The organism is Bacillus sp. ISL-55, from assembly GCF_018613155.1.
GTDB lineage: Bacteria > Bacillota > Bacilli > Bacillales > Cytobacillaceae > Mesobacillus.
Genome location: NZ_JAGGQU010000002.1, coordinates 51,121 through 77,295, shown reverse-complemented (window position 1 = coordinate 77,295; position 26,175 = coordinate 51,121). Strand labels below are relative to the sequence as shown.

Sequence of the window (26,175 nt, the reverse complement as noted above, 5' to 3'; positions counted from 1 at the left end):
GTATGGATGCTCTTTTACAAGGTGCCGGCTCTTTTAGACAGCCGATGATTTTAGACGGTCCTGCTCTTCCAGGCGGGGTATGATCATTATTTCCAAATCAGGGCAGTTCGTTAAAAAGGCTATAGTCAATCATTGTGAGAAGGAGGGATATCATTGAATCAAGGTAATGATGTGAACAAGAGAAAAGCAGATCATATCCAAATTTGTCTTAATGAAGATGTGAGAGGAAGAGGAATTACAACAGGGTTCGAGAACTTTTCATTTATCCACGAAGCTCTTCCTGAGGTGGATTTTTCAGATATTAACCTGGAGACCTTTTTTCTTGAAAAGAAAGTGGCTACTCCCTTTCTGATTAGCTCGATGACCGGAGGAACCGAAAAGGCGATGACCATTAACCAAAACCTCGCCTGTGCAGCAGAAGAAAAAGGATGGTCATTTGGCGTAGGATCAGGAAGAGCTGCCGTCGAAGATCCTGAAAGAGCCTATACCTTTAAAGTGAGAAAGTACGCACCAAGCATTCCGATTATTGCGAATGTGGGGGCTGTGCAGCTTAATTATGGCTTCGGTGTTGATGAATGTAAAAAAATTGTAGATTTAGTGGAAGCTGATGCTTTAATTCTACATTTAAACAGTTTGCAGGAATTAATTCAGCCTGAAGGAAATACAAACTTCCGTGGGTTATTTCAAAAAATTGAAGAGTTAAGTAAATCATTCCCCCTTCCAATCGGTGTGAAAGAGGTAGGATGGGGAATAAATGGTAAATTGGCTAAACGATTATTTGATCTTGGTATTTCCTTTATAGATGTGGCTGGTGCAGGAGGAACGAACTGGAGTCAGGTCGAAAAACTTCGCTCCACTGATCCGCTAAAACGAGCAGCAGCTAATGCGATTAGTGGATTAGGCATTTCGACATCAGAGTGTCTTCTTGAGATAAAACAAAATCAAGGAACGGGAACGCTTATTGCTAGTGGCGGGCTCAACGACGGAGTAGAGGCAGCAAAGGCTATTGCGCTGGGTGCCGACCTTGCTGGATTTGGCCGATCCATTCTTGCAGAAGCCGTAACGTCGGAACAGGCGTTAATACAGCGTTTTACTCAAACAGAGTACGAATTAAAGGCTGCGATGTTCAGCATTGGAGCTGCTAGCTTAAACGAGTTGAAGAACACTTCATCCATAAAGCGAGTGGGATACTAGTTTTAAATGATCTCTTTCTAAAAGTTTGCGGGTGTGTATAGAAGAAGAGAGATGACTGCTGCAACGAAAGGGATGGTTTTTACAAGTGAAATATCCTTTCCCATGCTCTAAAGAAAGGTATGTTAACCATGAAGATAGAAAAACCTTTTTATTTCATTCAGCAAGTTTCTGAGATTACAGGTTTGTCCAAGCTCGTGATCAGGAAATGGGAGGAACGGTATCAAATTGTCATTCCCAAACGACTTGAAAATGGATACAGAGTCTACACAGAAGCTGATGTAAACAAAATTCTTTCAGTGAAAAATCTAACCGACCAAGGGTACCCGGTGAAGCAGGCTGCCTTTTACATTCAGAAGATTCGAACGAATCCAGATCAGGAATATTAAGCCAGAGTTAATTGAACTTTCTCGGTCTTTGAATCAAGTTCTGGACATAAACTGATTTTTTGTGGCGAACATAATCTCTATCAAAAAAAGTAGGGGAGTGCCATCATTATCATTTTTTGCTGCCTGGAAAATAGTCGTGATGGATGGAGTATGAATGTGTTTCATAAAAGTTAAAATGTTAAAAAAGTGAGGTTTCATTAATGTTCACTGTTATGATTGCAAAATTACTTCGTCTCCTGCCTAATCAAGCAAAAAAGACACCTATGATTCCCTTTCAGCAAGTGAAAATGAAAAAGGATGTGGAAGTTGAGACATCTGTTAAACCTACTAATGTTTCCTTGTATTATCCCTTGGAAGCAAGAGAGAAAAAGTTCCCTGTCTATATTAATTTTCATGGTGGAGCATTCATCATGAATGAAAAGGAGATGGATGATCCTTATTGCCGGTTCCTTGCCAATCAGGCAGATTGTGTAGTTGTGAATGTCGATTATGCGAAAGCACCAGAGTACCCTTTTCCCAGCCCGATTGAACAGGGTTATGAAATTATTCAGTGGATAAGGAGAAGTGCCCACGATTTGAATATTGATGGAGAGAAAATTATGGTTGGCGGACAGAGTTCAGGGGCAAATATAGCAGCAGCCCTCTGTCTCTACCTAGAAGAGAAAGGAGAAAATCAGCCTTTGCTCCAGGTTCTGTCCTGTCCGATGCTGGATTTTACCACCCCGCATGCAGAAAAACCAGAACCTGATAAGTGGCGTGCCAGGTATCCTCAAGTCGCACATTTTTTGAACATGTGCTACGTACCGGACAAAGGACAAGCAGAGGATCCTCTCGCTTCCCCTGTTCGTGCTGTGGTCAATGGGCGCTTAGCTTCTGCTCTTATTCTCATTGCGGAGTACGATGCATTCCGGCCAGAAGCCGAATGGTATTCTGAGAAATTAAAAGCAGCTGGGGTGAACGTTCAACAAGAGATCTTTCTTGATTGTAAACATGCCTTTACCCATTTAGGACCACAAGAAAGAGCGGAAGAGGCCTGGGAGCTTATCGCACGGAAAATCAGGACAACGGCCGAATCCTATGGAACCTGAAAAACTTCCTCAGTTATACATGCACACTTAAGTTTTAGAACGGTAAAGGATTGTAAGGTGCAGACTTGAAGCAGTCGAAGAATTGAATACAAAGACAATCGACATTTAGATATATCAATGTGAGAGAAGGAGAGGTATTAATAGATGAAAAAGAAAAACGTACTAGTGATCGGAGGCGGACTTGGTGGACTGTCGGCTGCGATTTCACTTGCTCAGGCTGGATACGATGTCTCGTTATATGAAAAAAATGAACATATTGGAGGAAAGCTGAACCGGCTTGAACAGGATGGTTTCGGTTTTGATTTGGGCCCATCCATCCTTACGATGCCGCATGTTTTTGAAAAGTTGTTTTCTGCGAGCGGGAAATCCATGAAAGACTATGTCCCGATTGAAAAACTGGATCATCAATGGCGCTCCTTTTTCCCTGATGGAAATATTATCGACTTATATGAAGATTTGAAGGACATGCAAGAAAAAAACGCTGCCCTCAGTGAAAAGGATATTGCAGAATATCAGGATCTTCTTAACTATTCAAAAAGACTTTATGATATGACAGATAAAACCTATTTCAAGCATGGCGTTGATAAGACGAGAGAAATCATGAAACATACGGGCCTGTTCACTGCTTTAAAGAATTTTGACCTGTTTTCTACCGTTCATGGAGCGATTGACAAACGAATAAGCAATGATCAGTTCCGCGATATGCTTTCTTATTTTATCAAATACGTCGGTTCGTCTCCTTACGATGCACCGGCAGTCTTGAACATGATGATCTATATGCAGCATGACCAAGGTGTATGGTATGTACCGGGCGGTTTGAATAAACTTGGTGACGGCCTAGTGAAGCTTGCTAACGAAGTGGGTGTTCAGTTCCACCTGGGCAGGAAGATTGTCAAGCTTGAAAAAAAGAACGGCGAAATCACAGGAGCCATTTTGGAGGACGGTACAAAGCTGACAGCGGATTATTATGTATCCAATATGGAAGTCATACCGGTTTACGAACGATTGCTGGAGGAAGACAGCACTTTTGTGAATAAATTGAAGAAGAAATTTGAACCGGCCAGCTCCGGTCTTGTTATGCATTTGGGTGTGAAAAAGAGCTATCCGCAGCTGCGCCATCATAATTTCTTTTTCGCGGAAAATATGAAGCAGCAAATGCAATCTATCTTTCATCGTCATGAGCTCCCGGACGATCCGGTCATTTATTTGGTCAACGTCAATAAAACAGATCCGACGCAGGCTCCTGCAGGACATGAAAATATAAAAGTACTGCCCCATATTCCTTATATACGGGATCAGAAACCTTTCACGCAGCAGGACTATGAACAATTCGCTGAGCGGGTCCTGATCAAATTGGAAAAGATGGGTTTGCACGATTTGCGGGAAAATATAGTTACAAAAGATTTATGGACACCGGAGGATATCAGAATGATGTATGGCTCTGACCGAGGCGCCATTTATGGAACGGTGTCAGACCGCAAGAAAAATAAAGGATTCAAGCATCCGAAGAAAAGTGAACGCTATGACAATCTGTATTTTGTCGGTGGAACCGTGAACCCAGGCGGCGGAATGCCGATGGTGACCTTAAGCGGCCAGCTTGTAAGCGAGAAAATAGTTCAAAGGGATTCATCCCATGTCAGACAATGATCTTCATTTTCTGAAGACATTACCGGAAAGGCAGAGGGAAGATCTGTTGTTCACAGGAAGACCTTCAGTTGAAGTGGTGAAAAAACAGCTTTTGAAGCTGAAAACCATACTTTTGGAGCACGAAGATGCCTTTATCGAGGCCCTTCATTCAGATTTGGGAAAACCGGCATTTGAATCTTCTTCATCTGAAATCGCCGTTTTATTGAATGAAATCGAGTATGTATGCAAGCATTTAGCGAAATGGAACCGGCCTGTCCGGTCCCGACACCTTAAGTTGGGATATGTGGAATCAATCAAAAGAGTGAGGCATCCATATGCGAGTGTTCTCATCATCGGTTCGTGGAATTATCCGCTCCAGCTTACCTTGATGCCTGCCATTGGTGCCATTGCCGGCGGAAACCGCTGCGTGATCAAACCATCTGAACATGCACCGGCAACGGCTGAATTGCTAAAAGAAATCATGAATCAAGCATTTCCTCCCGAACAATTACATGTTGTGACTGGAGATGCACAAACCGCGAGCCTGTTGACTTCAGCCCCTTTTGACCTGATTTTTTTTACAGGCAGCGGAAAGACTGGGAAAGCTGTGGCAGAGCAGGCAGCTAAACAGCTCACACCGGTGATACTGGAACTAGGCGGGAAGAACCCATGTATTATGGATGAAACAGGCTATTCGAAGGCCGCCATTAGGGATATTGTCTGGGGTAAATTCCTTAATGCTGGACAAACCTGTATTGCACCAGATACTCTTTTCGTCCATCATTCTATTTATGAACAAGCGCTTATTGAAATTTCTGCTTGTCTTTCCGCTTTCTACGGAGATCGGCCTCAGGCAAGCGGGGATTTTGGCAGAATCTGTACGGATGCACATTTTCAAAAGATGGTTGATTTTATCGGCCAGGGAATTGTCCGGGTTGGAGGTACGCATGATCGAAATGATCGCTTCATCGCCCCGACTGTGTTAACGGATATTAAACCAGGAAGTCCGATTCTCGAGGAAGAAATTTTTGGTCCGGTTCTTCCTGTCATTCCTTATACAGATTTAAAAACGTTATTATCGAGTGGCAAACTTCAGCGCGATTCACTTACGGGTTATATATTCAGTACCAACAAGGATCAAATTCAACTGTTCAAAGAACATATGCGTTCACCAACCATCAGTGTCAATTCAGTGATCCATCATGCCGCGAGTCCCCATATCGCTTTTGGAGGGGTTGGAAGAAGCGGATACGGTGCTTATCACGGCAAAGCAGGTTTTCTAGCTTTTAGTTATGAAAAAACAGATTACAGAACGTACCATTACCTTCGTTTTCAAGGTAAATTCCCGCCGTATTCCGACCGAAATATGAATGCATTGAAAAAGTTAAGAAGATGGCTGCTGTAAAAGGAGTATTGAACATGCTGAATATAGTAAGGGCAGGCTGGATGATTGTCCTGTTTGCCTTGGCTTAACCCCACATGGTCATTGTTCAATACTACAGGCGGAGTGTATGACTGCCATTACTTCCAGGACTAGTTATCAAATGAAGCAGAATACTTTTTAGAAGCGAGGGAATTCACATGAAGAAGAAGGTGATTGTCGTTGGAGCGGGTGTAGCAGGGCTAGCCAGTGCCATAAGGCTGCAGCATGCGGGATATCAGGTAGAAATATATGAAAAAGGTTTAACACCCGGAGGCAAAATGAATCGTATTGAACTGGATGGCGGGTACAAATTCGATTTGGGGCCCAGCATCGTTATGATGCCTGAAATATATCGTGAACTATTTGAACTATGCGGCCGCGACCCTGATGATTACATTCCAATGGAAAAATTGGACCCGATTTATCGGGCTTATTTCAGTGATATTCCCGACAAGCCTTTTGATATCTCCTCAGACCTTACTCAATTGACAAAGACAATTGAATCTATAAGCGAAGAGGACACAGCAGGTTTTTTTCAATACATGCATGAAATTTACAAACGATTTATCATTGCCAAGCATCACATCCTTCAAAGACCTTTTCGCAAAAGGAGGGATTTTTATAACTTCGCGATGTTGAAGAAAGCATTGAAACTGAAACCTTATGACACTGCAGATACGTTTATAGGAAAATATATTAAGAATGAACGGCTGAAACAGTTGATCAGCTTTCAAACGCTATACATAGGTATTTCCCCTCTTAAAAGTCCATCTTTTTACACTATGATTCCTATGATTCAATTTTTATATGGAGTCTGGTTTATCAAAGGTGGGATGTATACGATGGCTTTGGCTATGGAGAGGCTTTTCAGGGAACTTGGAGGAACCATTCACTATGGCAAGGATGTGCAGGAGATCGTCATTCAGAATCGTAAAGTGGAAGGGATTGTTGTGGATGGACAAAAAATCTCTTCTGATTATGTTGTTTGTAATGCAGACTTTCCATATGCGATGAAGCACCTGGTAAAAGATAAAAATGCTAAAGGAAAATATACCGATAAGAAAATCGACAGCTTGAAATACTCTTGTTCATGTTTTCTGTTATATCTCGGTATGGACAGGAAATATGAAGAAATTGACCATGTGCATAATTTTATTTTCAACGAAAACCTTGATCAAAATCTTAAAGATATTTTTGATGGGAAGAAACTGACAAATGCTTCTTTTTATGTCTATATAGCTTCAAAAATGGATCCTTCCCTTGCGCCTGAGGGAAAGGATGGACTGTATATCCTCATGCCGGTATCCGATATAGCTACTGCAAATTATAATTGGGACGAGGAAACCATTTCATATTATCGCAGTTACATTTTAAATGAGCTAAAGAAAATCCAGGGTTTTGAAAACATTGAAGATGAGATTGTCACCGAAACCTATACAACACCATTGGATTTCAGGTCGAAATTCAATGCCTATAATGGCGCCACGTTTGGTTTGCAGCCAATTTTGAAACAAAGCAACCACTATCGTCCGCAAAGCAAGGCGAGCCATTGTGAAAATCTGTACTTTACCGGAAGCAGCACACATCCCGGCGCCGGTGTCCCAATCGTGCTATTATCAGCCAGGATTACAGCACAGGAATTGATACAAGACGATACGGGGAAAATGTTTGATTACTCAGTATAAGAAAAGACCAAGCGCCGGAGCTAGACAAGCGTCTCGAGGAGCTAGGGGCTGAAGCTAGACACTAATCAAGGTGAAAGAATTTATACTCATTTAGTCAGAAATAAAGACTTTTCAGTGAATATAAAAGCTGTGTGCTCAATCGCAGCGGAAGGAGGCAGGTTTTATGACTGCTTTAGAAGTGATTAATCTCGTGATTGGATTTGCGGCAGTTTTGATTGGCTTCATCATGTTCTGGTCATTGCCGGTGCCTGGTGTCTCCTCCAGACCTACGGGTGGTCTTTCGTTTCTGTCGATCATTATTCCAGCCAGGAATGAAGAAGGCAGAATATCACCTTTATTGCAATCTTTGCTGGAGCAGCGATTCAGACAATTTGAAATTCTGGTTGTTGATGACGATTCTTCCGACAATACCAGGGCTGTTGCGGAAAGCTATGGTGCAAAGGTTCTGCAGAATCCAGGGGCAGGAAAATCATCAGCCTGCTGGCATGGTGCACAACAGGCCAAAGGGAACTGGTTATTATTTTTAGATGCCGATACGAGATTCACAAATGTTGAGGGGTTAAGCAATCTGCTGCATTTCTATCAGGGGAAGGGTGCCAAAGGCATTACAGCATTACAGCCATTTCATACAGTTGAGCGCTTGTATGAACACATTTCCGTTGTATTCAACATCATCGTCGTGATAGGGATGAATCTATTTACGATTTGGGGATCGCGGTTTAAAACCGCTGGGTCGTTCGGTCCATGCATTCTATGTAATCGGGATGATTACTTTTTATCTGGTGGGCATAAAAAAATCGAAGGAGCCATCATGGATGATCTGGCACTGGGAGAGGCATTTCTTGAACATGATCTCCCGGTTCGTTGCCTGGGCGGCAAAGGAATTATGTCCCTGCGCATGTACCCGGAAGGCATGGGGAGCCTGATCGAGGGCTGGTGCAAAAGTTTTGCCGTCGGTTCAAAGTCAACTCACCCCCTTGTCATGCTAATGGTTATCTTCTGGATTTCCGGCAGCTTCATTGCTGCGGGAGCATTGATCTCTTCCATTACTGAATGGAACCCTGCAGCAATGCTGTTCAGTGGAATATTGTATATCTTATATACGATTCAAACGGCATGGTTTGCCAGCCGGGTCGGTAATTTCAGATGGGGAGTATTCCCTTTTTATCCGATATTATTTTTGTTTTTCGTAGGGATCTATCTGTATTCCTTCATCAGGGTGAATATTTTCCATTCAGTAAGTTGGAAGGGTCGTAAAATTAAGGTCTGAATATCCTGAATTTTTGTGTGGACAATCGTCTATTTTACAGGGGTTATAAAATATCTAATAGAGAAGCTCGGGGTTGAAACCCGGGCTTCTTTGCATGTTGAATTGGGGGAAATAAAAATACACCATTTTGAGCTCTCTCAAAAAGTGTTAATTAATGGTATATGTCGTGTCAATCCCTGGTAATAAACGTGGCAGAAGCGGTACATACTTATATCCGTAATCATACATTGCAATATTCTTCCTTGTAATAAAAGGATAATACAGCGCTCTTGTAGAATTTAATTTGATGGAAATTATTGATTGAGTTGACTTTTGCTAGATATTTAATAATTGTGAATAGAGCTTATTATGTTCATTTATAAAGTAAATGATTCTATTAGTTTCGAATTATTGCAACTGCATCATGTCGAAGAAATTATTGAGTAAGTGATCACAACCCGGAGCATTTAAGACAATAAGGAAGGATTTAAACTGGGGGGACATTTTCTATATGACCAGTAGGAGGATTTGATTGTCTATAGTCTCTTGATAATTGAGCAGTCTTAACTCTTTGTCAGATTCCAGCAGAAGATAAGGTAAACTCCATGCTTCAAAAAAACCTTTAAAGAATAGAAGTGGTGTTATTGAAAAAAAACGTAATCATACTGGATCTGATTTTTTATGTTGGTTTGCCTTTGCTTTTCTGGAATATTTTTCGTGACGTGATTGGTGATTATTATGCGATGCTGGCATCATCCATCCCAGCAATTATTTATAGTATATATCGTTTTTATGAGCTCAAGAAGATCAATATTACCGGGTTATACATAATTACTACTTTAGTTATTGGCACACTGATTGATGTATTGGCTGGCTCTGCATTACAGTTGCTCTGGAACAATGTCTTTTATAATGTGGCGATTGGTACATTGTTCTTAGGTACCATTGTTATTAAAAGGCCGATGGCTATGTACTTTGGTTTGGATTTTGCAGAACTGCAGGGCCATGACCGTACGTTTTGCAAGCATCTTTTCAAACAAAAAGAGGTTTATATAATATTCCAGCTGGTGACTTTATTGATTGCATTTAGAAGTGGTGGTTTTGCTGCTATTAAAACATGGCTGATCATTGAATACGGGGTCGAGGCATTTGATAAGGGGATTCTTGTTAGACAAGCAATAGGCTGGCTGTTTACAGGATTGACTATGTTCGGTTTTTTTTATACTAGTAAGGTCATTAAAGATCACCCTGAAATTTTGAAGAGAGTTGAAGAAGAACTATATGGAGTGGCTAAAAAGATTGAGAAAGAGTAGTAATGTTCTGGGACTTACGAAAGCGAATGGGTATGTATGCCATTTAAATAGTATGAGATTCCATATTTACCACATGTATTATTATAAAGTTAGCTGAGAGAAGTGGAAATAACCTCCATTTTCACCTCCGATTTATTATGATATCTATAAAACCCAATTCCCTGGTCAGGTAAAAATTTTGCCTAATGGTTTAAGGGAAAATATAAGAAACTTAATAGTTGGAGTTTATCTGGGAATTCAGGAGGAACACTATGACCGGAAAACTTTCGGCCTACAGGGTCTACCTTATATATGCAGGGTTGACTGCTTTTTTGTTTGAGATGGTTTTTACCGTCAACGAGATTTATAGAATAGAGGTTGCGGGCTTCAATGCCTTTGAACTGGTCCTTGTCGGAACGGCGCTCGAACTTAGCAGTTTTCTTTTTGAAATTCCGACAGGGATACTGGCGGACACGAAGAGCAGGAAACTGTCCGTCATCATAGGATTGTTCCTGATCGGTCTGGGATTCCTGATTGAAGGTCTGGTGCCTGTCTTTTTAGTGATTTTGCTATGTCAGGTTCTTTGGGGCATCGGCTATACCTTCACAAGTGGTGCGGATGAAGCTTGGATTGCTGACGAGATGGGCGGCAAAGACCTTGCCCGGCTATTCCTGAGAGGAGCTCAGGTCAAACAGTTTGGAGCGCTGCTTGCTATAATTGTCAGTGTTCTCATCGGTACTGTCATGATCAATTTGCCGATGATAATCGGGGGAGTGATGTTCCTGATCCTTGCGGTATTTTTGATACTATTCATGCCTGAGACGGCTTTTCATCCGGCACCTTCAGAGGAACGTGACTCGTTCAGGCAGATGATCCATACTTTCAAGTCCGGCCTCCAGTCGATAAGGACAAAGCAATTTCTGATAGTCATGACAGGAATTGTTTTCTTTTATGGCCTGTTCAGCGAGGGGCTTGACCGTTTATGGATCGCCCATATTTTTGAAATTGGCTTGCCTGACGTAAATATTAAACCGGTTGTCTGGGTTGGTATCATTAATGGGATTGCCATGGTAACGAGCATCATTGCTGTTGAGTATATAAAGAGGAATCTGGAGAAGACGGGAAAGCTGCAGAAGGTATGGCTATTGATTGCCATCAACTGGGCAATGGTACTGAGCATCATCGCTTTTGGACTCGCTGGAAATTTCACCATGGCTTTCTCTGCCTATCTTACATTCTATATACTGCGGATCACCAATGGCCCAATATACAGAGCTTGGCTTAATGAGAATATTGAATCCAAGGTGAGGGCAACAGTCCTTTCCACCTACGGCCAGATTGATGCGCTCGGACAAATATTGAGCGGGCCAATCATTGGATTCATCGCTCTCAAATTCGGATTGGGTCTTTCCATCGTGACATCAGGATTGATTCTGGCACCAGTGGTCATGTTGTATTTGTACTTACTTAGAAGAGTATAAGTGCAGGCAGCATTCAATCATTCGTACACCCATCAAACTGGAGTAGGGCTTGTTGTAAACGGAAAAGGAACCTGGCAGGATAAAGAAATATACAAAGTTGGAGATTTGGTAAAATAACTTTAGTCATTTTTAATCAAAATTAACCTATGTTTTAAAATATCAATTTGAAAGAAGCGACTCTCACTTTATTTCGTTTTTTTATGTCATTAAAGAAAGAAAAGTTAAAAGTGTTTTGTTTATCTACATATCTATTGCATTTATTTTTGGGAGGTAACAATTTGGATAAGATTGAAATCTTAAATTTGGTGCCCAAGTTCCTGACTTTTTATAAAATGGCTAATAAGCCTGATATTGATGGTGAAAAAAGATGGTCTCTTTGGAAGGAGCATTATAACTTTGCGGCGGTTCCTCCTGGAGACGAGGGAAAAAAGATGGCGAGAAATTTGCTGGACACTGCCTGGGGAATTTATCCTGAATATTTAACTTTTATTGAGTCATGGAAACCAAATGAGGTAAAAGTAAGAGAGTACCTGACAAAAGTTAAAGCATTGCTTGGTTATAATGAGCCAATTGATTTAGTCGTTGTTTATTTCGTTGGGGGATTTGAAAATAATCCTTTTGTTGCTCCCTATGACCAAAAGCGTCTGGCACTTTGTCTACCGGTTGAGAACGGAGATTCTGAAATTTTCCTTGCACATGAATTGACACATATAGTACATACACAAACAGCAAATCTTACAGGTGAGTGGGAACGAACAATTGCATCAACTATTTTGCAGGAAGGGTTAGCGACTCAGGTAAGCAAATACTTAGTTCCAATGCATCCAGATGAACAATATATTGAGCGTGAAAATGGTTGGCTGCAATCTTGTAAAGAATACAGAGCAGAAATCTTTTCTGGGGTTTTTCCTTTTTTAGATGATGCCACATCAGAAGCCGTCACAAGGTTCACCTTCGGGAATGGCACAGCGAACCACGAGAGAGAAGCATACTATGTCGGTTGGGAGTTGGTCAATTTCCTTTTAGCTCAAGGAGTCACTTTTAAGGAAATGGCTAGTATTCAAGAGAAGGATATTCCAGATTATGTGCGTAATATTTTCCGAAAATATTCAAGTAGTTCTTAATCTCAGTGTATGAATTTACTGATTTAGTTAAGCAATCTGCTGCCAGGGAAATCAGGAGGTGTAATAATGACTAGTCTAAAAGGAAAAATTGCAATCGTTACTGGTGCAAGTCGTTCAAAGGGAATTGGGGCAGCGATTTGTCGCTCGCTTGCGAATGCTGGGGCAGATGTGTTTTTTACACATTGGTCTCCGTTTGATGAGATGAGCGGAAATGGGCTAGATCAGGATTTTCCTAATATGCTATGTGAAGAGTTAAGAAATATTGGAGTGAATGCTTCTCATATGGAGGTTGACTTGAGTAGAAGTGAATCATCCAGCCTTATTATGGACCGGGTTGAAGAAACTTTGGGTACACCTTGTATATTAGTGAACAATGCGACGTTTGAATCGCCAGCAAATTATCGGACTTTGAATAGAGAGATTCTGGACATGCATTATAAAGTGAACAACAGTGGGACACTTATGCTGTCTCTGGAATTTGCGAAGAGGTATGAAAAGTCAATTCCTGAAGGGAAAGATGGTCGGATCATTAATATGGTCTCTAAAGGTCCTGATCCCAACAATTTGGCCTATATAGCAACTAAAGGTATGATCATTGCCATAACCGAACCATTATCAGTTGCATTAGCCCCTATTGGTATCACAGTGAACTCAGTAGACCCAGGACCTACAGATTCCGGTTGGATAAATGATGAATTGAGAGAACAGTTACTACCACTATTCCCAACAGGCCGTATTGGTGTACCTGAAGATGCTGCACGGTTGATAACGTTCTTAGCCAGCGATGATTCTGGCTGGATCACTGGACAAACGATAAAATCCGAGGGTGGATTTTTGGGTAAATAGATAGTAAGAATGAAGAATGGAATTGTGGAAGAACGGCGACTCTCTCGCTGGTTCTCTCCTAGGTATTTTAAATTTGGTCCGTCTAATTCAGTTTTTTTACCTTTTCGGTTCATTGATTAACTTTTTTAGTGAAATATTAATAGATTATTATATTTTATACCAGGGTCAACCTACTTTATTTAGGATACGGGGATTTGTGCGAGGGGGAGGAGCATGTTCCGCTTTTACGTGAACGATTATATTAGTCTGGAGTTATTACAGCACCATCAAGCGGAGGAGATTTTTAATCTGATTGATGATAATAGGGATCATTTAAGAAAATGGCTTCTATGGGTGGATAAACGGAAAACGGCAGAAGATATGGTGCCGGTGATTAAGTATTGGTTGGAGAACCTGGCTAATAACCAAGGATTCGATGTAGCTATTCGGTATAATGGTGATTTGGCTGGCATGATTGGCGTCCAGTTCGATTGGGGTAATCGAAGTGCGAGCATTGGCTATTTTATTTCTAAAAATGCCGAAGGAAAGGGGATCATTACGGTTAGCTTAAAGAGTCTGATTCAAGAGTTATTTAACAGGTATTCAATGAATAGGATGGAAATTCAATGTGCGGCTAATAACTTGAAAAGCCAGGGCATCCCTGAGAGATTAGGGTTCAAAAAGGAAGGGATCAAACGGGCGGGACAATTTTTATATGATCAATATGAGGATTTGGTTGTTTATAGTCTTTTGAAAGATGAGCTTAAATAAATCTGGAACACTATTAAATGAATTATGATGCCAGCAGTAACAGAGGATTAACCCTGTCTACTGCTGGCATCTTTCATTTTCATTAGAGAGCGTCAACTTCTTTTAGCTGTCTTAAAGCAAATGTCTCCCGCTTTAACCAGCTGTTTTCCTTGAATTGGTCGATTAGGCTTTCGTTTTGCTTAATGGCTTCGTCCAATGAAACCCATTTTGGCGTAAAATCCAGGATGGCTTCGTATTCATCTAATTGCTGTGAATCTTTTTCATCTGTTGCCAGGTTACAAAGGTAGTAGTGTGAAGTCATTTGAAATAGTGCATTGTCGGTATACTCGTCTAATCTTCTTTCAATGACAATGCCAACCTTGTCTTTAACGGCACAATGAATATAACCGGTTTCTTCTCTTACTTCTCGTATTAGACATTCATCATGGCTTTCGTTTTCTTCTAGTCCGCCTCCGGGAAATTTATAATCTCCTCGATTGGATTGAACTAGCAGAATACGATTATTCTTCATAATGATTGCCCTGATTGCTACTCTCTCTTTGGTTTTCTCAAAGCTTTTTAGTATCGGTTTTTCTATTATCATTTCGAAATTCATGTTTTTCACCTTTTTATATTTATAAGATCATAGATTGTTAACGGTTAAAATACCAAGACTATGTAACGCACTAGCTTATTCTAGCTTTCTGTTGAACAGCTCCTATGCTATAAACCTGCATTTAGGAAAGCTGCTGCAGCCTTTGAACTTGCCTTTTTTACCGGTTCTGGAAACAAGGGGACTTCCACAGCGAGGGCATATGTTTTCTGTCACCATTGTTTTCTTTTGCTTAAGTTCGCTTTTAATATCGCTGACATGCTTTTTCTTTATTTCTCTCTTTTGTTTATTATCCTGGATGAGAAATGGGGCGAGTAATTGCTTCACTTTACCGCGCTTAAAAAAGGATACTTCCTGTGTGACCTGGATTTTATCAATTGTAGCCAGAAGCTCGTGGTTTTTGATGACATAGGCATTCTTGAATGGCTCTTTGAATTTCAGGGTGGCTTCTTTTCCGAAAACGATTACTGAGTGGATGGGTATTTCTGCGGCCACTTCACCCAATTGTGCCTGAAGGGCTTTTATATGACCCGAATTCTGCCAAATAGGGTTATATAATTTATCCTTCCGTTTGTAGTTTGTCTGATTCCAATACTGGCTATGTTCGGAGCCAGTAATCCAGCCTTTATAGTTTTTTGTCTCAATAACGAATATACCTTTAGGGGAAATTAATAGATGGTCAATCTGAGTAGTTTGTCCATTTTCTTTCGGTAGATAGAGGTCGTTCATGAGGGTGTAGTCCTGAGAATCTAAGGAAGAGAGAATATTGGCCACACGTTTTTCTCCAACCCAGCCCTTGATACTTGCAAAATTGCGGTTTAAAATCATTACAATTATTAACATCAATACGGGAAAAAAATAAGCTTCCATTAATGATCGACCTTTCATAGTGAAATATTTCCAATAATAGATTACCATATTTTACTTGAATAATATCTATTAAGTTACGAATACTTCATAAAGGACTAAATCCTCGAGGCGGCTTCTTGAGCAAGGAGGAATGTTGCAAAGTATGTCGAACTAATTTTATAGGAAAAATATAGGAGCATGTATTAGCAGACTATGAAAGTATTAACGTCTAAAATTTCAATATAGTGGCTAAAGACGCCTATTCAAATTGAGGTATAGATATCCCAGCATAAATCTTAGGAGAATGTAATTTTTGTATAACCAGGGGAAGGTAACATATAGGTTACCACTAGAATAGTAGTTATCTAGAAAAATTCATAGGCCAAAGAGCTTTGTCGTGCTGCCAATCAAGTTGGGATTTACATAACTGTAAGTAGAGATGCTTTTGTCCGATTGGCCCAATCATATTACTAATATGAGGTGAGATTGTTGATGCAAAATGATGGGCAGGACCGCACAACGGATATTTTACTCGTTATATTGACATTGTTATTGGCTATCTCAGCGTTGGTTTTCTATCCAGTATTTCGAATGTTTTCTTTTTGGGATATTTGGACTTACATATATGTTTAATTAGGAATATAATTTCATGATTCAGGGATCTATAGCGGTTAGTTCATATTTTTATTTTTATTTGTAAAGTCTACTTTACAAAATGTAAGGTTGATTATACAATATAATTATGTTGAGAAGTAAGCCCGTATTATTTTTTTAATCTCTAATGTATAGTTAACTTTACAAAAAGTAAAGTGTAGTATGCATTTGTTTTGTGAAAGGTATGGTGTTTGTAATTAATGGGACTAACAAATCGAGTTAAAGAATTGAGAGCAAAACATCGTTATACACAGAATGATTTGGCTCAGGCGGTTGATGTGACAAGACAGACAATCGTTGCATTAGAAAAGGGAAGCTATATACCGTCATTGTTACTGGCGATGAAAATTGCGCATGCGTTTCAGCTGTCGGTAGAAGAAATCTTTTTTATGGAGGAGGAACAATAACAATGAATCAAAAATTTCTAATGTCAGTCGGGATTTTCGTTTTGTTTGGATGGGCCATGATTGCTTTTTATTATGCACAGATGGATTTTGCTCAAGTGATAAAAAATCCAGAGCCACCGTGGGAAGTGACCATCAATGCGACTCCTGTATTTGCCGCCTTAGTACTCGGTGGAATCTTGTCAGCCATTTTGTTCATGAAGAGCAAAAAGAAAAACAAGTCTTTTGCCAAGGCCTTCTTTTTGCCACCGGAATTTGAAGAAAGTGACGAGCGAGAACAGGAGATTACAGCTAAAGCATGCAGAGCTTCTTATGTCACAATGTGGTATACATTTCCGATCCTGACTGCACTCATGCTGATCTATCCTTTTATCTCAGAAACTATGCCTTATTATCCAGTCATTATTGTCATGTTGTATCCGCTTGTTCAATCAATTGCCTATTTCCTGTCGTGGAAAAAGAATTATTAGAATTATAGCAATACCTTATAAACGCAGGAATCTTCCTGTACATATTTCTGTTTACAACTGGTAAAGTTTAGCTTACTATTATGTTATACGATATATCGTCTCGCATAATAACGAGAGACATAATAATGCTTTAAGTGAATGAAGGGGTGTTATTGATGGCGTATTCTGGGGGACCGATGACCGAAGCGATGTATTATGTGCTGCTTGCCTTAATGCGGCCAAACCATGGGTACCAGCTGATGCAAGCGATTACTGAGGTTTCGAATGGCCGGGTGAATATGGGGCCGGGGACACTTTACGGAGTTCTTTCACGGATGCAGAAGGATGGTCTGATTTCATTGGCTGAAAATGATGGCAGAAGGAAGACCTATGAAATCACAAGAGAAGGGGAACACGCGTTGCGTATCGAATATGATCGATTGAAAGCCTTGATCAAAGACAGCGAGATTCTCGAGGGGAGGTAAGGGAATGACTAAATCAGTTTATAAGCTCCGCCCCAGTGATTATTGGAGAATCGGTGAACATGAAAGCTGGTTTGCTGATATGGCGGCTCAAGGTCTTTATCTGAAAAAGATGGGAATCCATTTTGCCAAGTTTGAAAAAGGCGAACCGAAAAACATGAGGTACAGAATAGATGTATCGATAAATAAAAAAATTTCAGCTGAACAAATCGAGATGTATGGTCAAAGTGGCTGGGATTATGTCACCAGCTATGGTTCTTTTCATGTGTTTTCATCACCTGCCGAATTAGAGGCGCCTGAGCTACATACCGATCCTGCTGAGCAATCGTATACATTGAGGGAATTAAATAAACAATTAGTTTTTAATGCTTTTATCGTCGTGATTGGCTTAATTTTCATGGTGGGTTTATTGGCTTCCAGCTGGTTCCTGGACGGTACACCGACATTAGTTATTTTAGAAGGAATAATGGTTCAGCAAACTTTTTTGGCTATCTTCATCGGATATACAGCTTATACCTCACTTCAGGCGGCTTTCTCCATTCGTGATTTGCGCAAAAGATTAGCCGAAGGAATACCACTTGACCATCATGCTCCCTGGAAGAAGAAGCATCGATTACATACTTCTGTAGCATTTCTTTTTACAGTGATGGTTGGATTGAGTGCGATTATTCCATTCATGCAACTTATGAGAATGGACACGAAAACATTGCCGGAAACAAGCGTGAATTTACCGATTGTCAGATTAGCTGATGTTGAGAATAATCCGGATTTAGTGCGGTCGGAATCTACCTATATAGATGGCGATGTGGATTGGGGCAATCGTTATTCATATGATTGGAGTCCTTTGGCACCTGTTCAATATGAAGCAGATGAGACCGGATTGGTCCCGGGGACATTGTGGAAGGATACTAGCGATGAATATTCACCCTCGATTTCTACGCAATATTATCAACTCAGGATTCCTGCTATGGCGGATGAACTAATATCAGATCTAATGAAAAGATATAGGTATGGAGATACTGGTGAGGATTTTGTGGTGAAAAAGCACCCAGACTTGGACCGCTTAGTCGTTCATGTGGAAGAAGGCATGAATGAAGTATTTGCATCAAAAGGAAACGCAGTCATGTATGTCCGCTATCATGGCTATGCGGATGTGAATTCAGTCATTGACAGTGTGATTGAGAAGATGAATTAAGAGTTATTCAAGATTGTCGAATTAAATGGTATTAGACAATTTCTAATGCCAGAAGGAGTTTTCATCCTTACTTTTTCTGACGGGAAAGAAGATGAAACATGGGAAGGCATAAGAGGCATTACTGAAAATCAAGTAATTCCGTATATGAAGAATGCAGGGTTTAATGACGTTGCTTTAATTAAAGGCCCAGATTCGAGGGGGTATCATACCGTTGCGGTTAGGGGAATTAAGCCATGAATAAACCTTTAAGTTTTCGTTTGTAACTCTCAAGGAAAGCGTTTCTTGGAGAACAAGTCATTAAAAACTTGAAGAACGCAGAGGTCGAAAAAACCTCTGCGTTTTTCTAAGTGATTGAGTTGTATAAAACTGAGGGCTATTTCACTTGTGAATTTGGGTTTTTCTATTTGACAAACGAACTACTTAGTGCCACCCTGAGCTTTCTATTGTTTGTGATTTACCATTTGCGGTGGCTCTTCCATCCATCCGTTTTTAACCATGATTTTGGCACCTTTATGGGCATATTCAAAAACATCCTTCGTAAAGATGGTCATTTTTACAGGCAGGTCATTCCGTAAGCTAAAGGCAGTTCCGAGTGAGTTGCTTCCCAAGGAAAAACTGCAGAACAGACTTGTACAATACATCATTAACTTATCCGAAAATGGAGCCACTGTGGATTGAGTTGCATTTCCTCCCGATGATTGTGGGGCAGGAAGGCTTTCCTGGATCATTAACTCCGTCAATTCTTTGACAATCCCTTTTGCAAGCTCTGCTCCCTCATGAAAGAATTTCTTAACCTCGTTATCATTGGCGCACCGGGCAAAGCCGAGAATCATCTGCAAGCCTGTTAGGTTTGATTCGATTCCTTTTTGAATATGGGCGATCTCAAGTGTGTTTAATGTCCTTTTCTGTTTAAAAGGATTGATGGGTAGCCCGCCAAAGTAATCATAATCCTTTACAAATTCGACGGTCTTTGGCATTGGTACGTATGGAGTTCGAACTAGCAGCCCTTTTTCAAGTAAATATTGTGTGCAAATCCTGTAATACTTCTGGCTGAGAGCGGTAAGGTCTTCCATAAGGATATTGATATCCTCACGAAACGTCATCGTTAAATTCAATGCATGCATTCCCATACTGATTTCTTTTATTAATCGGACGAACATGATATCAAAGCCATTGTCGAATAACTTAGGGACATGTTTATTTACATCTTCTGGTGTGTATCCGACTGGAATGATAGCACCTTCCTGTTCAAAGATTTCTACGATTCTTCCTACATTTACCTCAAGTTCTCCATACAAACTTGTCATAATTCCCCTGGCTTTTTCATCATCAGCCTTGTCTATAAAGTATTCCAGTATTCGAAAAATCATTGTTTTTTCCTGATAGGTAAGCCATAAAGTGGCTAATTCGGAAGAAGTAATGGAAGCTTTCTCTGGCACGGGTAATCCTCCCTAAATATCTTTTGATTTTAGGATGTGATTAAATTGTGTTTTTATGCCATTTTATTAATTGTTTACCTATTAATCATATGTAAATGAAATGTGTTCACAATAGAAGAAGCTAACCCAACTTTTAAAAGGCAGGGTTAGCTTCTTAAAGCAAATAAAAATGGGGTTCAGTTAACAGTTCTATTTTTCTCCTGTTCCTTGGTAAGTGTGGGTGCGTTTAGCTTAATAGTAAAAGTAGAACCTTTTCCTACTTTACTTTGAACTGAAATAGTGCCGCCCATACTTTCTATAATTCTATATACGAGCATTAAACCGAGACCTGTGCCGTTCTTTCCTTTTGTTGAATAATAGGGCATTCCTAAACGAATAATTTGGTCTTGTACCATCCCTACACCTGTATCGCTTATTTTTACCTCGACCAATGAGTCATTTACCTGATTTGCTTGAAAAGTTAGCTTTCCGCCATCGGGCATCGCTTCTACAGCATTCTTGGTTAAATTGACAATACATTGTTGAAATTTTTCTTGATTGGCATTTAATTGAAATGGAATCAAGTCTGTTTCTATTTCAATACAATTCATGTTTGAACGGCTGAATGACATTAATAGCTCTTTCAATTTCTAAATGGCCATCAAAGATTTGTGCTGCCTGGACTGTAGGCTTGGCATAGGTCAAATAATCCGAAATGATCTTTTCAGCACGATTAAGTTCATCTAATGAGATTGTTATGAATTGATTTTTTTTATCAGCAGATAAATCAGGAGTTTCCTTTAACATTTGCAGCATCCCTTTTATGGTTGTCATTGGGTTCCTTACTTCATGACTTATAGAGGCGGCCAATTGAGAAACAACCTCCATTTTTTCTGAGCGGATAAACTGCTCACGCAAAAAAGAAAATTCCTGGAGGCTCTCAATTAAGTAAACTAAAATAAATAATGATAGTATCATAGTAAACCCAAACCCTATCCAATAGTCCGGCTGGAGTGTAAAACCAAATAGGATATTTGGCGTTTGAAATACGACAATAGTTGAGAGGACGCCTAGGCCCACAACTAGTTTTAACTTTTCTTTTGCTGCCAATAAGTTAAATCTTTTATATATAGCTAGAATTAATATGAAATGTAAAAGAGTTATAATGATCGTGGTAATACTCCCGTCGCCCCCGAATAAAAGTCGGAATCCAACGGCAATAAGACTATAAATCAACAATGGAACTGGCCCACCATATAACCCCCCAATGAAAATCGGAACACCTCGTAAATCAAAAACAAAATTATCATTTAAATGAATAGGGAAGGAAATACATAAAATTATAGCAATACAAAAGAATAAGATGGTAAGCCACTTCTTGACAGTAATCCCTTTCTGTTCTAAAAACATCGGTAAAAAAGAACAAAAACCAATAATGAATAGTAGATTTAATAGTAAGTCCTTAACCACCTGGATCAATTATGATTCCTCCCACATAAGATAGTACTATCATACTGTATTTAACTTTAATTTTATAGGTTTAATTTAGTAGGTAAGCCAGTTATTAACAGGTAAATAGAGGAAAAGTAATCCGACAAATAGAAGTAGTTATGATAAAAAGAGGGTGGGATTTCTTTGGAGGATTTTCAAATGGTAAAGCCTGATATAAAGTTCCTTCAAGGAAAGGGTAGTTAATGACTCAGGAGTAGGAAAAAGTGCTTGGATACATAAACAAAAATAAGTGGCTAAATAAAAAAAACAAAGAAGAAGTTGAAGCACATATGAACCTTTTCATCTTGTCGGTTGTATAAGCTAGTAGATGGATGAAAAGGAGTGGAGGATATATGGAATTAGGTTGGTTAGTTAGCACGATTGCGGGAGTAATTATAGGTACGACATTTGCCGTGCTAATTTCTACAATGAACAAAAAAGTTGTCAGGGATAAAATGGGGAATATTGACTTCAGCAAGTCTGATATTTATTTCCAGTGGACACGGTGGGATTATACCATCATAGCAGCAGCTGTTTACACATTTCTATGTATTATTGGTCTTTTTGTATTCCTTCTTCGAGGAGATAACATTGAAAGCCCATTGATACAGTTTTTTTTCCATCAGACTTTTTTGTTTTCATTGCTGACTTTTATTTGGTTTATTACCAGGATTGCATATGTATTTAAAGGCATCAAAGAGCGGTGGCCCAATGAGTTTAAATAATAAAGAAATAACCTCTTCTGCTGGTGAAAATCAGGAGCAGTTGTCAATTGAAGATCTATTTGTTACTTATAAAACGCCTATTTATCAGTTCGTGTATCGGTACTGTCAGGATGTACAGCTGAGCATGGATATCGTTCAGGATACATTTGTTCGTTTTCATAAGTATCAAGTTCAGTTTGATGAGAATAAATCCAGTCTGAAAACCTATTTATTCCGAATGGCTTACCAGATAATGGCCAATCGGTTAAAAAGGCGCAATTCCATGAAAAAGCTGTTTCCTTTCTTATATCAACAAAATCATCAGCTGGAATTATCGCTTGAAGATAAACTCAGCATTCAAGCAGCCATCCAACAACTGCCTGATGAGCAGCGTGCCGTTATTCTGTTAACTTATTATCATGATCTCCCGCAAAAAGAAATATCTAAAATACTGGAGATCCCGATAGGTACAGTCAAATCCCGGCTTCATGCTTCCTTAAAAAAATTAAAGGTTTTATTGGAGGTGCCTGAATGAGTAAAAAAGAGATCCAAAATGAGCTTAAGAGTAGACTAGATGAATTTCATGTAGAGATACCAGAAATTCCAGCTAAAAGTAGTAAGCTAGACCGAATTGCAAACTGGATTCATACCCCAGCGAAGAATCCACTTGAGGTACTTTCCATCCGTGAGAATTCCATCACGCAACTTGTATTTTACCCACTCATTTTTTTACTATTTTTATTCTTTACTCCAATTTTTCTTATTTGAATTCTGGAAGCGCGGGGATGTTACGTACCCTGTGCTTCTTTTTATATAAACAAAGGGAAAAGTTCTAATTGCATTCAAGCTACTTTGTCAATTTATCTAGTTATGCCAAGACCCATATCCCCAAATTGGTAATAAATATAGAATACGAACAAAATCAGATTAACTATGAAAAACAAACGGAACCAAGACTTATGAATTATTATTTTCCACATTAAAAATAAAACAAAGAAATTCATCATCATAGGAACAAATGTGTATGTCATTCTTTCATCAATAAGAGAAAGAGCATTTGGACTCAGCCAATTAATGAATTTGTCTGATACCTGCGCTATTACGGAGAAAATGATCATACCCCAAAATAACATCACCAAAATAACTTTTTTCATATGGCCTCCGGCGAACTAATCTATTTTTCTCCTATTTTACAATATGGATGGAACTTACGGCATACTTTAAAGGAAAATCTTCCCGTAGCAACTCATTGTGTTACTATAAGAATATACGTTCGGTTAATGGGGGGTTGTATGTTTGAAAAGCAAAAATGATGTAATACACTTAATTCAAAGTGACGATATAATGATGGAGATTATCCAAGCTGCCAGCACACTGAGTTTGCCTGACTGGTGGATTTGTGCAGGGTTTGTCCGATCGAAAATCTGGGATGAACTTCACGAATTTAAAGAGCGAACGCTGACCCAGGATGTGGATGTTATTTATTTTGATCCAACTAACATTGATGAGAATGTAGAAAAGCTCTTAGAAAAAAAGTTGAGAAGGATCTTGCCTGATGTACCCTGGTCTGTTAAAAATCAAGCAAGGATGCATGTTGTCAATCAGATTCCGCCCTACACTTCCTGTGAAGATGCAATCTCAAAGTTTCCGGAAAGAGCTACGGCTCTCGGTGTAAAATTGGACAGTGATAATAACTTGGTCCTGACCGCTCCTTGTGGGATCGAAGATGTCCTTAATCTTGAAGTGAAACCGACTCCTTTTTTTACAGAAACAAAAGAACGTGCTGCGATTTACGAGGAGCGGATTGTTAAAAAGAACTGGAAAGCGATTTGGCATAAGATCAATGTCCATCATGTTAAAGTGTTAAAACCCCATTTCAAATAGCTCCACAAAGTATAGTTCCTGGAATTTCTTGTTCAGGATGCCGGTATAGTAGGCAAGCGGATTTTTAACTGTCACCTTGGTCTTCATTTTTCTAATTAGCTGCTTAAAAGAATCCAGGGAGATGGACAGAATGGTTTCTGTCTCGGTTTCCTGGGTATTTTTATAAGCAGCGATCGTTGTCATTTTCCAGAATTCCTCGATGTCCTTTGCGCTTGGAAAGAAGTATTTTGCCAGATCGACAAATGGTTTTTGAATTCTGTCACTGACAAATAGATGATCTTCTGGTGCCTGCTGAAATGCTGTTTCTTCACGTTTATTATTCTTTATAGTTTTAGTTTCAGAAAGATTAATAGTTTTATTTTGGTGGTTCATTTTTTCCTTTTTCGGTGGTTCATTGTTAGGAAAACGATTGAATACATATAGATTGCTGGATTGTGAACCGTTTTTCCGTTCTGTTTCGTGTACGGTGAAGATACCAAGAGTGCTTGCCTTGATGATCATCCTTTTAAAAGTGGAACGGGAAATGCCGAGTTCGTTGTATTCCTCATGGATAGCTTTCAACACCGTTCCGATTTTAGCGTTGCTGACACCTGGAATTTTAGCAGCAAAACGGGCCAGCCTCTTCAAACCAACCAATTCTCCCTTCGAAAAATCATGCTTATGTACAGCCAGCCACATTTCCAAATGACGATTGAACTCCTCCAGCGAAACGAACTGTGAATACCCTTCAAATCCTTCAATGACCCCTGATTTAATTGTCATTATTTTGCACCGCCCTTTCACTGTCTATATACAGCGAGGCAATAAAAAGGGACAGGTAGGGAAGATGATTTTTGTGACGGATTTGTGACAGTTAAAAAGACTGCGGGAAGCCGCATACTTAAATTTGAAAGAACAAATAAAATCTGATACGATTAAATCGTACACGATATAAATATTCTCTGAGGAGGAACAATAGATGAAAACTGTTTATGATTTTACAGTGAAGAAGACAAATGGCCAGGAACAATCCTTGAGGGATTATGAGGGAAAACCTCTGTTGATTGTCAATACTGCTAGTAAGTGCGGCTTGACACCGCAATTTAAAGGCCTTCAGGAATTGTATGATCAATATCAGGAAAAGGGCTTGGAGATTCTGGGATTTCCTTGCGGCCAGTTCAATGATCAGGAGTTCAATGATATTGACGAAACGAGGCAGTTTTGTCAGATGAACTATGGGGTTTCCTTCCCGATGTTTGCGAAGATTGATGTGAATGGTGCACAAGCAGATCCTCTGTTTGCATTTTTAAAGGAACAAAAAGGCGGAGTCCTAACAAAGGATATAAAGTGGAATTTCACTAAATTCCTTGTGGATGGGAACGGGCAAGTGATCAAGCGCTATGCGCCGACAACAGAACCTAGTAAAATTGAGAAGGATCTTGAGAATCTATTATAAAGTTTGTGAAGGATGATACACTTGGATGATTTTTTAACGCTGGAAAATCAGCTGTGTTTTGCAGTCTATGAAGCCGGCAGCCAGTTCAATAAGCTATACTCCAAAGCACTTGAATCATTCGGGATTACCTACCCGCAGTATCTAGTTTTGCTGGCATTGTGGGAACAGGATGGGTTAAGCGCCAAAGAGCTCGGAGAAAAATTGAACCTCGGCACAGGGACATTAACCCCGATGATCAAAAGGATGGAAACGAGCGGCTGGGTGAATAGGGAGCGGTCGACGGCAGACGAAAGGAAAGTCTGCATCTCACTTCAACCAAAGGCTCTGGAAGAAAAAGATGCTATCGTCCAAAAAATCGCCACCGAACTGAAGCTGTGCAATATCAAGTACGAAGAGTACGAGCAGCTGATGAAGCAGTTGAGAGTGCTGCGAGGGAAGTTGAAAGAGTATAACCGGCTATAAGCGAAGCGCAGG

Annotated in this window: 29 protein-coding genes; 23 read left to right on the top strand and 6 right to left on the bottom strand. The window is 39.8% G+C overall.

Annotation, left to right across the window (positions count from 1 at the left end):
- The first annotated feature begins 153 nt into the window (after positions 1 to 153).
- The 12 genes from fni to J7E32_RS01905 all read left to right on the top strand — a co-directional run bounded on the left by fni (position 154) and on the right by J7E32_RS01905 (position 14,144).
- Complete coding sequence (gene fni, locus J7E32_RS01960) at positions 154 to 1,194, top strand: type 2 isopentenyl-diphosphate Delta-isomerase (protein ID WP_214902818.1); 1,041 nt, start codon at positions 154 to 156, stop codon at positions 1,192 to 1,194.
- A 128-nt stretch (positions 1,195 to 1,322) separates the two neighbouring features.
- Entirely contained in the window at positions 1,323 to 1,580 is a 258-nt protein-coding gene (locus tag J7E32_RS01955; protein WP_214902815.1) for a MerR family transcriptional regulator, read from the top strand.
- Between the two features lie 212 nt (positions 1,581 to 1,792).
- Positions 1,793 to 2,668 carry an alpha/beta hydrolase gene (locus J7E32_RS01950; protein ID WP_286182594.1) on the top strand — a complete coding sequence of 292 codons (876 nt, stop codon included), beginning with the start codon at positions 1,793 to 1,795 and terminating at the stop codon, positions 2,666 to 2,668.
- Positions 2,669 to 2,812: 144 nt separating this feature from the next.
- Positions 2,813 to 4,315: a phytoene desaturase family protein gene (locus J7E32_RS01945; protein WP_214902808.1), complete on the top strand. Its 1,503-nt coding sequence runs from the start codon at positions 2,813 to 2,815 to the stop codon at positions 4,313 to 4,315.
- Positions 4,302 to 5,699 carry an aldehyde dehydrogenase family protein gene (locus tag J7E32_RS01940; protein WP_214902805.1) on the top strand — a complete coding sequence of 466 codons (1,398 nt, stop codon included), beginning with the start codon at positions 4,302 to 4,304 and terminating at the stop codon, positions 5,697 to 5,699. Before J7E32_RS01945 ends, J7E32_RS01940 begins: the two co-directional genes overlap by 14 nt.
- A gap of 176 nt (positions 5,700 to 5,875) precedes the next feature.
- Positions 5,876 to 7,402, top strand: coding sequence for a phytoene desaturase family protein (locus J7E32_RS01935; protein ID WP_214902802.1), 1,527 nt, complete (start codon positions 5,876 to 5,878; stop codon positions 7,400 to 7,402).
- 163 nt (positions 7,403 to 7,565) lie between these two features.
- Entirely contained in the window at positions 7,566 to 8,672 is a 1,107-nt protein-coding gene (locus tag J7E32_RS01930; RefSeq protein ID WP_214902799.1) for a glycosyltransferase family 2 protein, read from the top strand.
- A gap of 623 nt (positions 8,673 to 9,295) precedes the next feature.
- Positions 9,296 to 9,964, top strand: a complete 669-nt coding sequence (locus tag J7E32_RS01925) for a VC0807 family protein (protein ID WP_214902796.1) — start codon at positions 9,296 to 9,298, stop codon at positions 9,962 to 9,964.
- 251 nt (positions 9,965 to 10,215) lie between these two features.
- Positions 10,216 to 11,424: an MFS transporter gene (locus tag J7E32_RS01920; RefSeq protein ID WP_214902793.1), complete on the top strand. Its 1,209-nt coding sequence runs from the start codon at positions 10,216 to 10,218 to the stop codon at positions 11,422 to 11,424.
- 278 nt (positions 11,425 to 11,702) lie between these two features.
- The gene (locus J7E32_RS01915) at positions 11,703 to 12,548 is read left to right on the top strand and encodes a DUF2268 domain-containing putative Zn-dependent protease (protein ID WP_214902790.1); all 846 of its coding nucleotides are present in this window, start codon (positions 11,703 to 11,705) and stop codon (positions 12,546 to 12,548) included.
- A 66-nt stretch (positions 12,549 to 12,614) separates the two neighbouring features.
- A complete protein-coding gene (locus J7E32_RS01910; protein WP_214902787.1) occupies positions 12,615 to 13,394 on the top strand; it encodes an SDR family oxidoreductase in 780 nt (259 codons plus the stop codon).
- A gap of 213 nt (positions 13,395 to 13,607) precedes the next feature.
- Positions 13,608 to 14,144, top strand: coding sequence for a GNAT family N-acetyltransferase (locus J7E32_RS01905; protein WP_214902784.1), 537 nt, complete (start codon positions 13,608 to 13,610; stop codon positions 14,142 to 14,144).
- 82 nt (positions 14,145 to 14,226) lie between these two features.
- On the opposite strand, the gene J7E32_RS01900 is transcribed toward J7E32_RS01905, so the two are convergent.
- Together J7E32_RS01900 and J7E32_RS01895 are read right to left on the bottom strand one after the other, a co-directional pair.
- On the bottom strand, positions 14,227 to 14,727 hold the full coding sequence (locus J7E32_RS01900; protein ID WP_286182589.1) for an NUDIX hydrolase: 501 nt from the start codon (positions 14,725 to 14,727) through the stop codon (positions 14,227 to 14,229).
- Positions 14,728 to 14,841: 114 nt separating this feature from the next.
- Positions 14,842 to 15,579, bottom strand: a complete 738-nt coding sequence (locus tag J7E32_RS01895; protein ID WP_214902779.1) for an NERD domain-containing protein — start codon at positions 15,577 to 15,579, stop codon at positions 14,842 to 14,844.
- An 860-nt stretch (positions 15,580 to 16,439) separates the two neighbouring features.
- Here J7E32_RS01895 and J7E32_RS01890 point away from each other — a divergent pair.
- The 5 genes from J7E32_RS01890 (at position 16,440) to J7E32_RS01870 (ending at position 19,006) form a co-directional block, all read left to right on the top strand.
- Complete coding sequence (locus J7E32_RS01890; protein WP_214902777.1) at positions 16,440 to 16,646, top strand: helix-turn-helix transcriptional regulator; 207 nt, start codon at positions 16,440 to 16,442, stop codon at positions 16,644 to 16,646.
- 2 nt (positions 16,647 to 16,648) lie between these two features.
- Positions 16,649 to 17,113: a hypothetical protein gene (locus J7E32_RS01885; protein ID WP_214902774.1), complete on the top strand. Its 465-nt coding sequence runs from the start codon at positions 16,649 to 16,651 to the stop codon at positions 17,111 to 17,113.
- 155 nt (positions 17,114 to 17,268) lie between these two features.
- Positions 17,269 to 17,577 (top strand): PadR family transcriptional regulator, encoded by a 309-nt coding sequence (locus tag J7E32_RS01880; protein WP_214902773.1) that lies wholly within the window; start codon positions 17,269 to 17,271, stop codon positions 17,575 to 17,577.
- Positions 17,578 to 17,581: 4 nt separating this feature from the next.
- The gene (locus tag J7E32_RS01875; protein ID WP_214902770.1) at positions 17,582 to 18,769 is read left to right on the top strand and encodes a DUF2812 domain-containing protein; all 1,188 of its coding nucleotides are present in this window, start codon (positions 17,582 to 17,584) and stop codon (positions 18,767 to 18,769) included.
- A gap of 45 nt (positions 18,770 to 18,814) precedes the next feature.
- Positions 18,815 to 19,006 carry a hypothetical protein gene (locus tag J7E32_RS01870; protein ID WP_214902768.1) on the top strand — a complete coding sequence of 64 codons (192 nt, stop codon included), beginning with the start codon at positions 18,815 to 18,817 and terminating at the stop codon, positions 19,004 to 19,006.
- A gap of 203 nt (positions 19,007 to 19,209) precedes the next feature.
- Here the strand turns inward: J7E32_RS01870 and J7E32_RS01865 are convergent, their stop codons facing one another.
- From J7E32_RS01865 to J7E32_RS01855, 3 genes are all read right to left on the bottom strand, one after another.
- The gene (locus tag J7E32_RS01865) at positions 19,210 to 20,208 is read right to left on the bottom strand and encodes a DUF3231 family protein (protein ID WP_214902766.1); all 999 of its coding nucleotides are present in this window, start codon (positions 20,206 to 20,208) and stop codon (positions 19,210 to 19,212) included.
- 176 nt (positions 20,209 to 20,384) lie between these two features.
- Positions 20,385 to 20,798: an ATP-binding protein gene (locus tag J7E32_RS01860; protein WP_214902763.1), complete on the bottom strand. Its 414-nt coding sequence runs from the start codon at positions 20,796 to 20,798 to the stop codon at positions 20,385 to 20,387.
- Positions 20,785 to 21,657: a histidine kinase dimerization/phospho-acceptor domain-containing protein gene (locus J7E32_RS01855; RefSeq protein ID WP_353654005.1), complete on the bottom strand. Its 873-nt coding sequence runs from the start codon at positions 21,655 to 21,657 to the stop codon at positions 20,785 to 20,787. Before J7E32_RS01855 ends, J7E32_RS01860 begins: the two co-directional genes overlap by 14 nt.
- Before the next feature lie 374 nt (positions 21,658 to 22,031).
- On the opposite strand from J7E32_RS01855, the gene J7E32_RS01850 reads away from it, so the two are divergent.
- The 4 genes from J7E32_RS01850 (at position 22,032) to J7E32_RS01835 (ending at position 24,266) form a co-directional block, all read left to right on the top strand.
- A complete protein-coding gene (locus J7E32_RS01850; RefSeq protein ID WP_214902759.1) occupies positions 22,032 to 22,403 on the top strand; it encodes a hypothetical protein in 372 nt (123 codons plus the stop codon).
- Positions 22,390 to 22,917 (top strand): RNA polymerase sigma factor, encoded by a 528-nt coding sequence (locus J7E32_RS01845; RefSeq protein ID WP_214902757.1) that lies wholly within the window; start codon positions 22,390 to 22,392, stop codon positions 22,915 to 22,917. Before J7E32_RS01850 ends, J7E32_RS01845 begins: the two co-directional genes overlap by 14 nt.
- Positions 22,914 to 23,150 (top strand): hypothetical protein, encoded by a 237-nt coding sequence (locus J7E32_RS01840; protein WP_214902754.1) that lies wholly within the window; start codon positions 22,914 to 22,916, stop codon positions 23,148 to 23,150. The genes J7E32_RS01845 and J7E32_RS01840 overlap by 4 nt, the downstream gene beginning before the upstream one ends.
- Positions 23,151 to 23,726: 576 nt before the next feature.
- Entirely contained in the window at positions 23,727 to 24,266 is a 540-nt protein-coding gene (locus J7E32_RS01835) for a nucleotidyltransferase family protein (RefSeq protein WP_214902900.1), read from the top strand.
- On the opposite strand, the gene J7E32_RS01830 is transcribed toward J7E32_RS01835, so the two are convergent.
- Entirely contained in the window at positions 24,246 to 25,028 is a 783-nt protein-coding gene (locus tag J7E32_RS01830; protein ID WP_214902752.1) for a hypothetical protein, read from the bottom strand. The two genes, J7E32_RS01835 and J7E32_RS01830, sit on opposite strands and share 21 nt — an antisense overlap.
- A 196-nt stretch (positions 25,029 to 25,224) precedes the next feature.
- On the opposite strand from J7E32_RS01830, the gene J7E32_RS01825 reads away from it, so the two are divergent.
- On the top strand, positions 25,225 to 25,701 hold the full coding sequence (locus tag J7E32_RS01825) for a glutathione peroxidase (RefSeq protein WP_214902749.1): 477 nt from the start codon (positions 25,225 to 25,227) through the stop codon (positions 25,699 to 25,701).
- A 21-nt stretch (positions 25,702 to 25,722) separates the two neighbouring features.
- The gene (locus J7E32_RS01820) at positions 25,723 to 26,163 is read left to right on the top strand and encodes a MarR family winged helix-turn-helix transcriptional regulator (RefSeq protein WP_214902747.1); all 441 of its coding nucleotides are present in this window, start codon (positions 25,723 to 25,725) and stop codon (positions 26,161 to 26,163) included.
- Positions 26,164 to 26,175 lie beyond the last annotated feature (12 nt).